At 70.3% G+C, this 13311-nt stretch carries 13 protein-coding genes; 12 read left to right on the top strand and 1 reads right to left on the bottom strand.

Annotated elements, in window-relative coordinates:
* Position 1: 1 nt before the first annotated feature.
* Genes C1737_RS10130 through C1737_RS10120 form a run of 3 tightly spaced genes read left to right on the top strand, consistent with a single transcriptional unit; the run spans position 2 to position 3071 of the window.
* Entirely contained in the window at positions 2-778 is a 777-nt protein-coding gene (locus C1737_RS10130) for an SDR family oxidoreductase (RefSeq protein WP_068094765.1), read from the top strand.
* 2 nt (positions 779-780) lie between these two features.
* Entirely contained in the window at positions 781-1983 is a 1203-nt protein-coding gene (locus C1737_RS10125; RefSeq protein ID WP_102418006.1) for an acyl-CoA dehydrogenase family protein, read from the top strand.
* Complete coding sequence (locus C1737_RS10120) at positions 1980-3071, top strand: acyl-CoA dehydrogenase family protein (RefSeq protein ID WP_102418003.1); 1092 nt, start codon at positions 1980-1982, stop codon at positions 3069-3071. Before C1737_RS10125 ends, C1737_RS10120 begins: the two co-directional genes overlap by 4 nt.
* Positions 3072-3095: 24 nt before the next feature.
* Here C1737_RS10120 and C1737_RS10115 read toward each other — a convergent pair whose 3' ends face one another.
* Positions 3096-3845, bottom strand: a complete 750-nt coding sequence (locus C1737_RS10115; RefSeq protein WP_102418001.1) for a dienelactone hydrolase family protein — start codon at positions 3843-3845, stop codon at positions 3096-3098.
* Positions 3846-4088: 243 nt separating this feature from the next.
* Between C1737_RS10115 and C1737_RS10105 the strand changes: the two genes are divergently transcribed.
* From C1737_RS10105 to C1737_RS10065, 9 genes are all read left to right on the top strand, one after another.
* Positions 4089-4889, top strand: coding sequence for a thymidylate synthase (locus C1737_RS10105; protein ID WP_067920095.1), 801 nt, complete (start codon positions 4089-4091; stop codon positions 4887-4889).
* Positions 4886-5383 (top strand): dihydrofolate reductase, encoded by a 498-nt coding sequence (locus C1737_RS10100; protein WP_068094774.1) that lies wholly within the window; start codon positions 4886-4888, stop codon positions 5381-5383. The genes C1737_RS10105 and C1737_RS10100 overlap by 4 nt, the downstream gene beginning before the upstream one ends.
* Positions 5384-5470: 87 nt before the next feature.
* Complete coding sequence (locus tag C1737_RS10095; RefSeq protein ID WP_068094778.1) at positions 5471-6172, top strand: cell division protein DivIVA; 702 nt, start codon at positions 5471-5473, stop codon at positions 6170-6172.
* An 18-nt stretch (positions 6173-6190) separates the two neighbouring features.
* Positions 6191-7438 (top strand): winged helix-turn-helix domain-containing protein, encoded by a 1248-nt coding sequence (locus C1737_RS10090; protein ID WP_199182957.1) that lies wholly within the window; start codon positions 6191-6193, stop codon positions 7436-7438.
* A complete protein-coding gene (locus tag C1737_RS10085) occupies positions 7438-8811 on the top strand; it encodes a type I restriction-modification system subunit M (RefSeq protein WP_102417996.1) in 1374 nt (457 codons plus the stop codon). The genes C1737_RS10090 and C1737_RS10085 overlap by 1 nt, the downstream gene beginning before the upstream one ends.
* The gene (locus C1737_RS10080; protein WP_102417994.1) at positions 8808-9869 is read left to right on the top strand and encodes a restriction endonuclease subunit S; all 1062 of its coding nucleotides are present in this window, start codon (positions 8808-8810) and stop codon (positions 9867-9869) included. The genes C1737_RS10085 and C1737_RS10080 overlap by 4 nt, the downstream gene beginning before the upstream one ends.
* Before the next feature lie 10 nt (positions 9870-9879).
* Complete coding sequence (gene thyX / locus C1737_RS10075) at positions 9880-10635, top strand: FAD-dependent thymidylate synthase (protein ID WP_068099192.1); 756 nt, start codon at positions 9880-9882, stop codon at positions 10633-10635.
* Positions 10636-10699: 64 nt separating this feature from the next.
* Positions 10700-11602: a 4-hydroxy-tetrahydrodipicolinate synthase gene (gene dapA, locus C1737_RS10070; protein ID WP_068099179.1), complete on the top strand. Its 903-nt coding sequence runs from the start codon at positions 10700-10702 to the stop codon at positions 11600-11602.
* 19 nt (positions 11603-11621) lie between these two features.
* Complete coding sequence (locus tag C1737_RS10065; RefSeq protein ID WP_102417991.1) at positions 11622-13298, top strand: ribonuclease J; 1677 nt, start codon at positions 11622-11624, stop codon at positions 13296-13298.
* The last annotated feature ends 13 nt before the right edge of the window (positions 13299-13311 follow it).

The raw sequence follows: 13311 nt of genomic DNA, 5'->3' as shown, positions 1-13311 counted from the left end.
GATGACCTCACTGGATCTGACCGGCCGAACGGCGATCGTCACCGGCGCCTCGCGCGGGATCGGGCTGGCCATCGCCCAGCAGCTCGCGGCCGCGGGGGCGAACGTGGTGCTCACCGCCCGCAAGCAGGAGGCCGCCGACGAGGCCGCCGCGCAGGTGGACGGCAACGCCCTCGGCGTCGGCGCCCACGCGGTCGACGAGGACGCCGCCCGCCGCTGCGTGGACCTCACGCTCGAACGTTTCGGCGGCGTGGACATCCTCGTCAACAACGCGGGCACCAACCCGGCCTACGGTCCGCTCATCGACCAGGACCACGCCCGCTTCACCAAGATCTTCGACGTCAACCTCTGGGCGCCGCTGCTGTGGACCTCGCTGGTCGTCAAGTCGTGGATGGGCGAGCACGGCGGGGCGATCGTCAACACCGCCTCCATCGGCGGCCTGCACCAATCGCCGGCCATGGGCATGTACAACGCCACCAAGGCCGCCCTGATCCACGTCACCAAGCAGCTGGCGCTGGAACTCTCCCCGCGCATCCGTGTCAACGCCATCGCCCCCGGGGTGGTGCGCACCCGGCTCGCCGAGGCGCTGTGGAAGGACCACGAGGACCCGCTCGCCTCCTCGATCGCGCTCGGGCGCATCGGTGAGCCGGCCGATGTGGCCGGCGCCGTGGCCTTCCTCGTTTCCGACGCCGCGAGCTGGATCACCGGCGAAACCATGGTCATCGACGGCGGCCTCCTGCTCGGTGCCGCGCAGGGCTTCCAGGTCCGGCCGCAGGGCTAGCGATGACCTCCGAAGACCTGGCGGTCGACCTCAAGGCGCGGGTGCAGGCGCTGCTGGACGAACACGACCCGGCCAGCACCGAACCGCGAGAATTCCTCGGCGCGCAGTACGACGCGGGCCTGGCCTGGGTACACCTGCCGCACGGTTTCGGCGGGCTCGACCTGCCGCGCAAGGCCCAGGAAATCGTCGACGCCCAGCTGGCCGCCCCGGGCGCGCCGGTGGGCGGCACACCCAAGAACTTCATCGGCATGGGCATGGCGGCCCCCACCATCGCCGCATTCGGCACAGACGAACAGAAACGAAAGTTCCTGCGCCCCTTGTTCACCGGCGAGCAGGTCTACTGCCAGCTGTTCAGCGAACCCGGCGCGGGCTCGGACCTGGCCGGGCTGGCCACCCGCGCGGTGCGCGACGCGGATAACCCTTCTAACTGGATTGTCAACGGGCAGAAGGTGTGGACCTCGATGGCCCAGCACGCGCAGATGGCCATCCTGGTCGCCCGCACCGACCCCACCGTGCCCAAACACGCGGGCCTGACGTATTTCCTGTGCGACATGACGCAGCCCGGCGTCGAGGTGCGACCCCTGCGCCAGATCACCGGCGAGGCGGAGTTCAACGAGGTGTTCCTCACCGACGCCCGCGTGCCCGACGCCAACCGGCTCGGCCCGGTCGGCGGCGGCTGGCGGGTCGCGACCACGACGCTGAACAACGAGCGCGTCGCCATCGGCACCCGCGCCGGGACGCCGCGCGAGGGTGGGATGATCGGGAAGGTCACCAAGGCGTGGCGGGACCAGCCCGGGCTGCGCAACCCCGGAATGCACGACGAGCTGATGCGCCTGTGGGTCGACGCCGAGGTCCTCCGGCTGGCCGGTGAGCGGCTGCGGCAGCAGGCCCAGGCCGGCCAACCGGGACCGGAGGGCGCGGGCATGAAGGTGGCCTTCGCCCGCCTCGCGCAAGCCATTTCGGGCTTCGACATCGAGCTGCACGCCGAGTCCGGCCTGCAGTACGACGACTGGACCATGCGCAGGACCGAGGTCGTCGACCTGATCGGACGCGAGCCCGGGTACCGCTACCTGCGCGCCCGCGGCAACTCGATCGAGGGCGGCACCTCGGAGGTGCTGCGCAACACCATTTCCGAGCGCATCCTCGGCCTGCCGGGTGAACATCGCGTCGACAAAGACGTCGCGTGGAAGGACCTGAACCGGTGAGTGACCTGCTGTACTCCGACACCGAGGAGGCGCTGCGGGACAGCGTCCGGCAGCTGTTCGCCGACCGCTGCCCACCCGAATCGGTGACCCACACCTACGACCCTGAGCCGCAAGACTTTTCGGGTGTTTGGCGGACGCTTGCCGGCGAGCTGGGAGTGGCCGGCCTACTGGTCCCGGAGTCGCTCGGCGGAGCGGGCGCGGGTGCGCGCGAGGCGGCGGTCGTCATGGAGGAGATCGGGCGGGCCGTCGCGCCCGTGCCGTTCTTGTCCAGCGCCGTGCTGGCCACCGTCGCGCTGTTGCGCGCCGGCGACACCGAGACCGTGTCCGCCCTGGCACAAGGCGAACTGACCGCCGCGTTGGTGGTGCCGCTGTCGGCAGCACCCGGCGATCCGGTGACGGCGGTGACCGGCGCCGCCGACGGGCTGACCGGCTCGGTCACCAGCGTCGCCGGGGCCGCCGAGGCCGACGTGCTGGTGGTGCCGGTCGCGGGCCCGGACGGGCTGGAGCTACATACCGTCCCGCGCGCGGCGGCCGGTGTGCAGGTGTCCCCACTCCTCGCATTGGATATGACGAGACCCCTTGCCGACGTGAGCTTTTCGGCGGTGGACTCGTCGCGCGTCGGGCCGGCGGACGGACCGGTCGCCGAGGCGCTGCGCACCGGGGCGGCGCTGCTGGCGTCGGAGCAACTCGGGGTGGCCCAGTGGTGTTTCGACACCACCCTGGCTTACGTCAAGCAGCGCAAGCAGTTCGGCCGCGCGATCGGTTCCTACCAGGCGGTCAAGCATCGGCTGGCCGACCTGTGGTTCGAGGTCGGCGCCGCGACGGCGGCGGCCCGCTATGCCGCCGACACGTGCGCCCGCCACGACGATGACGCCGCCGTCGCCACGGCCCTCGCCCAGGCCTATTGCAGCGGCGTCGCCGTGCACGCGGCCGAGGAGTGCGTCCAGTTACACGGCGGCATCGGCATGACGTGGGAGTATCCCGCGCACCTCTACCTCAAGCGCGCCAAGAGCGACCAGCTCATCTTCGGCACCGCCTACCGTCACCGCGCCCGGCTGGCCGAATTGGTGGACCTGCCGCCGAGCTAGGCGAGACCCGTGCTGCTGGGCGGCTTAGCGCGGTAGCGCCGAAGCGAACACCTCGGTCATGGCCTGCCAGTGCCGCTCGGCCGCCGCGGGATCGTACGGCGCGTTGTCCGGAACCGCGAACCCGTGGCCCGCCGGATACCACTCGATGGTGTGCCGCACGCCGGCCGCTGTCAGCGCTTTCTCGAGCTGCTCAGCGTCCTCGCGGGTGAAGGACGCGTCGTCCTTGGCGCCGCCCACGTACACGGTGGCGCGCATCCGGTCGGCCAGCAGGTGCGGGCTGTCCGCGGTGTCGGTCACCAGGCCGCCGCCGTGGAACGACGCCGCCGCGGCGACGCGTTCGGGCACCCGGCCGGCGACCACCAGCGACGTGCGCCCACCCATGCAGTAGCCGCACACACCGAAGCGCTCCCCGGACACCTCGGGCCGGGCCGCTAGGTAGTCGAAGAAGGCGCCGGCGTCGCTGGCCATCTTGTCCGGAGTGAGACCGCCGATCATGCCGAACAGCCGCCTGCGTTCCCGCTCGTCGCCGAACACGGTGGCCATGTCGAACGGCGCCCAGTCGCCGCTGCGGTAGTACACGTCGGGCAGCAGCACCGTGTAGCCGTATCCGGCGAGTTTGGCGGCCATCTGGTCGAAGGTGTCGCGCACCCCGCCGGCATCGGGGTACATGACCACGCCCGGCCAGGGGACCTGGGCTTCCGGACTGTCGGGGGTGAACAAGCCGACGGTGCAGGTGCCGTCAGGGGTGGTGATGGTGTCGATGATTTTCGGCATGGCATTCGTTGTACTCCGCGTGCCCGAAGCGGGAAATATGCGGCGACCCGCCGCGCTTGCGATCGCCGCGGAAATATGGCGGCGACCCGCCGCGCCCGGCTTCGCCGCGCTTGCGATCGCCGCGGAAATATGGCGGCGACCCGCCGCGCCCGGCTTCGCCGCGCTTGCGATCGCCGCGGAAATATGGCGGCGACCCGCCGCGCCCGGCTTCGCCGCTCTTGCGATCGCCGCTAAGCTTTCCGCGTGCCGGTTCCCACGCCCTACGAGGACCTGCTGCGCCTGGTGCTCGAGCGGGGCACGGCCAAATCCGACCGCACCGGCACCGGGACCCGCAGCCTGTTCGGCCAGCAGTTGCGCTACGACCTGTCGGCCGGCTTCCCGCTGCTCACCACCAAGAAGGTGCATCTGAAGTCGGTTGTCTACGAGTTGCTGTGGTTCTTGCGCGGCGACTCCAACGTCGCCTGGCTGCACGAGCACGGTGTCACCATCTGGGACGAATGGGCAAGTGAGACAGGCGATCTCGGTCCGATCTACGGCGTGCAGTGGCGGTCCTGGCCGACGCCGACGGGTGAGCACGTCGACCAGATCAGCGCGGCGTGCGAGCTGCTGCGCACCGACCCGAACTCGCGGCGCATCATCGTCTCGGCGTGGAACGTCGGGGAGATCCCGCAGATGGCGCTGCCGCCGTGCCACGCGTTCTTCCAGTTCTACGTGGCCGACGGCCGGCTGAGCTGCCAGCTGTATCAGCGCAGCGCCGACCTGTTTCTCGGGGTGCCGTTCAACATCGCCAGCTACGCGCTGCTCACCCACATGATGGCCGCCCAGGCCGGTCTGGGGGTCGGCGAGTTCGTCTGGACGGGCGGCGACTGCCACATCTACGACAACCACGTCGAGCAGGTGCGGACCCAGCTCAGCCGCGAACCGCGCCCCTACCCGGAATTGGTACTGGCCCACCGGGATTCGATCTTCGACTACACCTACGACGACGTCGTGGTGAAGAACTACGACCCGCACCCCGCGATCAAAGCGCCCGTCGCCGTATGACCGATCTCGGCCTGGTGTGGGCGCAGTCCACATCGGGCATCATCGGCCGCGGTGGCGACATCCCGTGGCGAGTGCCCGAGGACCTGGCCCGCTTCAGGGAGCTGACGCTCGGGCACACCGTGGTCATGGGCCGCCGCACCTGGGAGTCGCTGCCGGCGAAGGTCCGGCCGCTGCCGGGTCGCCGCAATGTCGTACTCTCGCGCCGGAGCGACTTCGAGGCCGATGGGGCGCAGGTCGTCGATTCGCTCGAGGCGGCCCTCGCCGGTTGCGAGGACGAGCCACAGACCTGGGTGATCGGCGGCGAACAGGTGTATCTGCTCGCGCTGCCGCGCGCCACCCGGTGCGAGGTCACCGAGGTCGAAGTCGACCTGCGGCGCGACGACGACGACGCGCTGGCACCGGTGCTCGACGACAGCTGGATCGGTCACGCGGGGGAGTGGCAGGTCAGCCGCACGGGGCTGCGGTACCGGCTGCACAGCTACCGTCGGGCATGAGCGTTGGTCCCCGCGCCCGTGACATACTCGGACGCGGGGGTCGGTCTCGCCAGGTCACCAACACGTTGCCAGAAGGGGGAAATGGCAGTGATAACCGAACCCGCAAAGGCGTTCAATCGCATGTTCAGGGGGTACGACCCGTCCGCGGTCGACGCCCACATCGAGATGTTGACCACCAAGCAGCAGTTGCTGCTCGACGACGTCGAGAGCCTGCGGACCCGGCTGAAGGAAGCCGGCGACGAAACGGCCGCGCTGCGCAAGGAGGTCGCCGTCCTCACCGACACCTCACCCGCACCGCACGCGATGCAGCGGCGGATGGCGAAGATGCTCAACCGCGCGGTCGACGAGGTGGCCGAGATGCAGGCCGAGGCGCGCAGCGAGGCGGACGCGCTGATCGCGGCGGCCCAGGCGGAGGTCGAGGCGGCGCAGCGAAAGCACGAAGAGGAGTTGGCGGAGATGGCCGCCCAACGAAAAGCCATGGAAAGCGATTACGAGGAAACCAAGAAGCAACTCGAGGCCGAACTGGCCGGCATGCGCGCCGAAACCGAAGCGGCGATCGACAAGTCCTGGCGCGATGCCCAGCGGGAGGCCGATCACTACCGTGAGCAGGCCCGGCGCGCGGCGGACGAGGCGATCAAACAACGGATCGACGTCCTCGAGCAGCTGATGGGCGTGTACCGCGACCTCGAGGCCGTCCCGGCCGCGCTCGAGTCGGCCTACCAAGAGCAGAAGAACGCGCCGGAACCCAGCGTCGTGGTGCCGCTGGACGCAAAGGTCAGCACGGCCTAGCCGCGTCGCCGCCCGCCGCTGTCGGACCCGAGCGGTATTCTCGGCGCCGTGTCGATCCGGACCCCCAGGCTGTCGGCCGCGCAGGCCCGGCGGATCGCCGTTGCGGCCCAAGGCTTTAGCGAGCCGCGGCCGTCCGGTCCGGTCACCCGCGCCCACCTGAAGCGGCTGATATCGAGAATTCAAGTGCTGCAACTGGATTCGGTGTCGGTCGCGGTGCGCGCACACTACGCGCCGGTGTTCAGCCGGCTCGGCCCCTACGACCGCGACGTGCTGGACCGCGCCGCCTGGGGCCCGCGGTCGTCGCGGCTGCTGGCCGAGTACTGGGCGCACGAGGCCGCGCTGATGGCCGTCGACGACTGGCCCCTGCTGCGCTGGCGGATGCGCCAGTACCGGCACGGCCGCTGGGGCACCCACATCGTCAAGGCCAACCCCCACCTCGCCGACAAGATCGTTGCCGCCGTCGCCGAACTCGGGCCCAGCACCGCCGGGCAGATCGAGGCTCATCTCGAGGCCGAACCGCGCGGGCCCAAAGGAAGCTGGTGGGGCAGCCGCAGCGACACCAAGTGGGTCGCCGAGGCGCTGTTCGCGGCCGGCGTGCTCACCACGGCCACCCGGGTGGGCTTCGCCCGCCACTACGACCTGGTGGAGCGGGTGCTGCCGGCGAGCGTGCTGGCCCGCGAGGTCGACGACACCGAGGCCGTCCGGGGACTCACGCTGCGGGGGGCCACCGCGCTCGGCGTGGCCACCGAGGCCGACATCCGCGACTACTTCCGTCTGTCGGCCCAGCAGGTCAAACCCGCCGTCGCGGAGCTGGTCGCTGCGGGGGAGATCGAGCGGGTCGAGGTGGCCGGCTGGCCCGCGCCGGCCTACCTGCGCGCCGGTCGGGCGGTGCCGCGTAGAGATCGAGGCACCGCGCTGCTGTGCCCGTTCGACCCGCTGATCTTCTTCCGTCCCCGGGTCGAGCGGCTGTTCGGGTTTCACTACCGCATCGAGATCTACACCCCGGCCCACAAGCGCCAGTACGGCTACTACGTGTGGCCCCTGCTGATGGACGGGCAACTGGTCGCCCGCGTCGACCTCAAGGCGGACCGGGCCGGCGACACGCTGCGCGTCGTGGGCGCGTTCGGCGAACCCGACATCCCGCGGCCGCGCGTGGTCGAGGCGCTGGCCGGCGAGCTGCGGTCCATGGCGTCCTGGCTGGGGCTGGGCGGGTTCAGCGTCGCGACCCGGGGCGATCTGGCCGCCGACCTGCGGGCGGCCGCCTGATGGGGGCGGCGGACAAGGAGCTCAAAGACACGCTCTGGAAGGCCGCCAACACGCTGCGCGGATCCCTGCCGGCGAGCCAGTACAAGGACGTCGTCCTCGGGCTGGTGTATCTCCGCCACGCCTCCGACGCGCAGTGGGAACTGTTGAGGCACAACGCCGAATCGCCCGGGCTTGGCCGGCTCGTCGATGACGCGATGGAGGCGATGGCGCTGCCACGGCTGTGCGAACGGCTCGACCAGCGCCGGCTCGGTGACCTGCTGCGCCTGCTCGACTCCGCGCGACTCGGGGAACCCGGCCACGCCCGCGACTTCCTGGGCGAGGTGTACGAATACTTCCTGGGCAATTTCGCGCGCGCGGAAGGCCGCCGGGGCGGCGAGTTCTTCACCCCGCCGAGCGTGGTACGGGTGATCGTCGAGATGCTGGAACCCGCACGAGGGCGGGTTTATGACCCGTGCTGCGGCTCGGGCGGCATGTTCGTGCAGACCGAACGGTTCATCGCCGAGCGCGACGGCGATCCCGCGGACGTCACGATCTGTGGGCAGGAAAGCGTCGAGCAGACCTGGCGGATGGCGCGAATGAACCTCGCCGTGCACGGCATCGACAACACCGGCCTGGGCACCCGCTGGGGCGACACGCTCCTCGAGGACCAGCACGCCGGAGTGCACATGGACTACGTGATGGCCAATCCGCCCTTCAACATCAAGGACTGGGCCCGCGACGAACACGACCCGCGCTGGCGATTCGGTGTCCCACCCGCCGGCAACGCCAACTACGCGTGGATTCAGCACATCCTGTCCAAACTCGCCCCCGGCGGACGGGCCGGGGTGGTCATGGCCAACGGTTCGATGTCGTCGAATGGGCTGGGGGAGGGAGATATTCGTGCGCGGATCGTCGACGCCGACCTGGTCTCCTGCATGGTCGCCTTGCCCGCGCAGCTGTTCCGCAGCACGTCGATTCCGGTGTGCCTGTGGATCTTCGACACCGACAAGGGTGAGCGGTCCGGACAGGTGCTGTTCATCGACGCCCGTGGGTTCGGCTACCTGGCCAGCCGCGCCGAGCGCGCGCTGACGCACGAGGAGGTCGTCCGGATCGGCGACACCTATCACGCATGGCGCGGATCACCGTCAGCCGCCGCGAAAGGCGTCGCCTATCAAGACGTTCCGGGGTTCTGCGGGTCCGCCTGCCTCGACGACATCGCGGCGGCCGGCTACCCGCTCACGCCGGGCCGCTATGTCGGTGTGCCCGCCGCCGCCGATGACGGCGAGCCCATCGGGAACAGGATCACCCGGTTGACCGGTGACCTGCTGGCCGCGCTCGACGAATCCGCCCGGCTGGAAGACGTGGTGCGCCGGCAACTGGAGCGCTTGCGGTGACGGCCACGCTGGGCGACCACCTGGTCTTCAGCACCGGCGGCAGCGCGCCGCGGAGCGCCCCGCGCGGACGGTTCCGTGTCTATGGCGCCAACGGGGCCATCGGTTATTGCAACGAACCCAATGCGGCCGGTCCGCTGATCGTCCTCGGGCGCGTCGGGGCGCAGTGCGGGAGCCTGCGGTATTGCGACTCCGACGTCTGGGTCACCGAGAACGCCGTGGTGTGCCGGGCCAAAGACCCACGCGAGACGCGGTATTGGTACTACGCGTTGCACACCTGCCGGCTGGGCGATCACCGCTGCGGATCGGGACAACCGCTGCTCAGCCAGCGGGTGCTGCGTGACGTGGCGGTGCGGAGCGTGGAGGCGCCGCGGCGTCGGGCGATCGCCGAGCTGCTCGGCTCCCTCGACGACAAGATATCCGCCAACGCGCGGGTGATCGACACCGCCGAGGACGTGATGGTGGCCATCGCGGAGTCGGCCGGCGAGCGTGTGCCGTTGTCCGCCCTGGCGAGCCGGTCCACGGGGTTGCTCAACGTGGCCGAGTTCGACGAGACGGTCGCGCACTACAGCCTCGCCGCGTTCGATGACGGGGCGAACCCCCGCGTCGTGCCCGCCGCGTCCATCAGGAGCGGCAAGTTCCTCTTGTCGGGGCCGTGCGTGTTGTTCGCGAGACTGAACCCGCGCATCCCCCGGATCTGGAACGTGGTCGGCCTGCCGCCGGAAATGGCCCTGGCCAGCAGCGAGTTCGTCGTCCTGACACCGAGCGGCGTCGACGCGTCGGCCCTGTGGGCGGCCCTGCGGCAGCCCAACGTTTCCGAACGACTGCAACGCCGGGCCGCCGGGACGTCGGGAAGCCATCAGCGGATCCCGCCGCACGAGCTGCTGGACGTTCCGGTCCCCGACGTGCGGCGCCTGCCCAGCGCGGCCCGGGAGACGATCACCGGCCTCGGGGCGCTGTGTCACGCGCGGCGCACCGAAAGCGAGCGGCTGTCCGCGCTTCGCGACGCGCTGTTGCCGGTGTTGATATCGGGTGAGCTGTCCGTGGCCTCACCGCGTTAAGGTGAGCGCCGTGGCCGAGACCGCGCCGCTACGCGTGCAACTGATCGCCAAGACCGAGTTCCTGGCACCGCCGGACGTGCCGTGGACCACCGACGCCGACGGCGGCCCGGCGCTGGTCGAATTCGCCGGCCGAGCCTGCTATCAAAGCTGGTCGAAGCCCAATCCCAGGACCGCGACCAACGCCGGCTACATCAAGCACATCATCGACGTCGGGCATTTCTCGGTGCTCGAGCACGCGAGCGTGTCGTTCTACATCACCGGCATCTCCCGATCGCTCACGCACGAGCTGATCCGGCACCGGCACTTCTCCTACTCGCAGCTGTCACAGCGCTACGTGCCCGAGGGTGATTCGCGAGTCGTCGTGCCACCGGGCATGGAAGACGACGCCGAACTGCGGCAAATCCTGACCGAGGCCGCCGACGCCAGCCGGGCCGCCTACACCGAGCTGCTGGGCAGGCTCGAGGCGAAACTCGCGGCGGGCCAGCCGAACGCGGTCTTGCGCCGCAAACAGGCGCGGCAGGCCGCCCGTGCCGTGCTGCCCAATGCGACCGAGACCCGCATCGTCGTGACGGGCAACTATCGGGCCTGGCGGCACTTCATCGCGATGCGCGCCAGCGAGCACGCCGACGTGGAAATCCGTCGGCTGGCCATCGAGTGCCTGCGCCAGCTCGTCGACGCCGCGCCGGCCGTGTTCGCCGACTTCGAGATCTCGGCGCTGGCCGACGGGACCGAGGTGGCCACCAGCCCGCTGGCGACCGAGGCCTGAGTGGCGCTGCCGCCGCGCCGCGCCGTTGCTAAAGCCCTTGCCGCCGCCAGGTAACCTAAAGACCGTGAGCACGGTCGGATTCGACGCCCCGGCACGGTTGGGAACCGTGCTGACCGCGATGGTGACACCGTTCGCTCCCGACGGCTCGCTCGACACCGCCGCCGCGGCACAGTTGGCGAACCACCTGGTCGACGCCGGCTGTGACGGCCTGGTGGTCTCCGGAACCACCGGCGAGTCCCCGACCACCACCGACGACGAGAAGCGGGAGCTGCTGCGCGTCGTGCTGGAGGCGGTGGGTGATCGCGCCCGCGTCATCGCCGGTGCGGGCACCTACGACACCGCCCACAGCGTCCGGCTGGCCCAGGCCTGCGCCGCCGAGGGCGCCCATGGATTGCTGGTGGTCACGCCGTATTACTCGAAGCCGCCGCAGAGCGGGCTGATCGCCCACTTCACCGCGGTCGCCGACGCCACCGAGCTGCCCGTGCTGCTGTACGACATCCCGCCGCGCTCGGTGATACCGATCGCCACCGAGACCATCCGCGCGCTGGCCGCCCACCCGAACATCGTGGGAATCAAGGACGCCAAGGCCGACCTGCACAGCGGCGGCCAGATCATCGCCGAGACCGGACTGGCCTACTATTCGGGCGACGACGCGCTGAACCTGCCCTGGCTGGCCATGGGCGCTACCGGTTTCATCAGCGTGATCTCGCACGTGGCCGCCGGTCAGCTTCGAGAGATGTTGTCGGCCTTCGCTTCCGGTGACATCGCGACCGCGCGCAAGATCAACGTCACCGTCGCGCCGCTCTGCGACGCGATGAGCCGGCTGGGCGGCGTGACGATGTCCAAGGCGGGTCTGCGCCTGCAGGGCATCGACGTCGGCGATCCCCGGTTGCCGCAGATGCCCGCAACGCCCGAGCAGATCGATGCGCTGGCCGCCGATATGCGCGCGGCATCGGTGCTCCGGTGAGCTAGAGGGTGGCCAGTAAGTGGATGTAGAGCTCGCCCCTCCCGGTCCCTTGACCACTGGCGGGCTGCGGGTCACCGCGCTGGGCGGCATCAGCGAAATCGGCCGCAACATGACGGTTTTCGAGCACCTCGGCCGGCTGTTGATCATCGACTGCGGGGTGATGTTCCCCACCCATGACGAGCCGGGGGTGGACCTGATCCTGCCGGACCTGCGCCATATCTCCGACCGGCTCGACGACATCGAGGCGCTGGTGCTGACCCACGCGCACGAGGACCACATCGGCGGCATCCCGTTCCTGCTCAAGCTGCGCCCGGACATCCCGGTCGTCGGGTCGAAGTTCACCCTGGCGCTGGTCGCCGCCAAATGCCGCGAGCACCGGATCAAGCCGGTGTTCGTCGAGGTCACCGAGCGGCAGCGGAGCACCCACGGCGTCTTCGAGTGCGAGTACTTCGCCGTCAACCACTCCATCCCGGACGCGCTGGCGATCGCCGTGCACACCGGCGCGGGCACCGTCCTGCACACCGGGGACATCAAGCTCGACCAGCTGCCGCTGGACGGCCGGCCCACCGATCTGCCCGGCATGTCCCGCCTCGGCGACGCCGGGGTGGACCTGTTCCTGTGCGACTCGACCAACTCCGAGATCCCCGGCGTGGGACCGTCCGAAAGCGAAGTGGGACCGACGCTGCACCGGTTGATCCGCGGCGCCGAGGGCCGCGTCATCGTGGCGTGCTTCGCCTCCAACGTGGACCGCGTCCAGCAGATCATCGACGCGGCGGTGGCATTGGGCCGGCGGGTGTCGTTCGTCGGGCGGTCGATGGTGCGCAACATGGGCATCGCCCGCGAGTTGGGATTCCTGCGGGTCGACGATGCCGACGTGATCGACATCGGCGCGGCCGAGCTGATGCCGCCCGAGCGGGTGGTGCTGATCACCACCGGTACCCAGGGCGAACCCATGTCGGCGCTGTCGCGGATGTCGCGCGGCGAGCATCGCAGCATCACGCTCACCGCGGGGGACCTGGTGGTGCTGGCGTCCTCGCTCATCCCCGGCAACGAGGAGGCGGTATACGGCGTGATCGACGCGCTCGCCAAGATCGGCGCCCGCGTCGTCACCAACGCCCAAGCGCGCGTGCATGTCTCGGGCCACGCCTACGCCGGTGAGCTGCTGTTCCTCTACAACGGCGTGCGGCCGCGCAACGTCATGCCCGTGCACGGTACCTGGCGGATGCTGCGCGCCAACGCCAAGCTGGCGGCCAGCACCGGGGTGCCGGAGGAGTCGATCCTGTTGGCCGAGAACGGCGTCAGCGTCGACCTGGTCGCCGGCACGGCGTCGATCGCCGGGGCGGTGCCGGTGGGCAAGATGTTCGTCGACGGGCTGATCAGCGGCGACGTCGGCGATATCACGCTGGGCGAGCGGCTCATCCTGTCATCGGGTTTCATCGCGGTGACCGTGGTCGTCCAGCGCGGCACCGGGCGCCCCGCGGCCGCGCCGCACCTGCATTCGCGCGGGTTCTCCGAAGACCCCAAGGCGCTGGAGCCCGCCGTGCGCCGGGTCGAGGCCGAGCTGGAATTGCTCGCCGCCGACAGCATCACCGACCCGGGCCGCATCGCCCAGGCGGTGCGCCGCACGGTCGGCAAGTGGGTGGGCGAGACGTACCGCCGGCAGCCGATGATCGTGCCGACGGTCATCGAGGTCTGAACCCGTCCACGGC

Origin of the sequence: Mycobacterium sp. 4858, assembly GCF_900240975.1 — a bacterium.
GTDB lineage: Bacteria > Actinomycetota > Actinomycetes > Mycobacteriales > Mycobacteriaceae > Mycobacterium.
Note: the sequence above shows the minus strand (reverse complement) of the source record. Positions and strands in the feature narration are given on the sequence as shown.

Coding starts and splice junctions, on each gene's coding strand:
- C1737_RS10130 (WP_068094765.1), top strand. CDS start 2: ATGACCTCACTGGATCTGACCGGCCGAACGGCGATCGTCACCGGCGCC.
- C1737_RS10125 (WP_102418006.1), top strand. CDS start 781: ATGACCTCCGAAGACCTGGCGGTCGACCTCAAGGCGCGGGTGCAGGCG.
- C1737_RS10115 (WP_102418001.1), bottom strand. CDS start 3,845: ATGCCGAAAATCATCGACACCATCACCACCCCTGACGGCACCTGCACC.
- C1737_RS10100 (WP_068094774.1), top strand. CDS start 4,886: ATGACCGATCTCGGCCTGGTGTGGGCGCAGTCCACATCGGGCATCATC.
- C1737_RS10085 (WP_102417996.1), top strand. CDS start 7,438: ATGGGGGCGGCGGACAAGGAGCTCAAAGACACGCTCTGGAAGGCCGCC.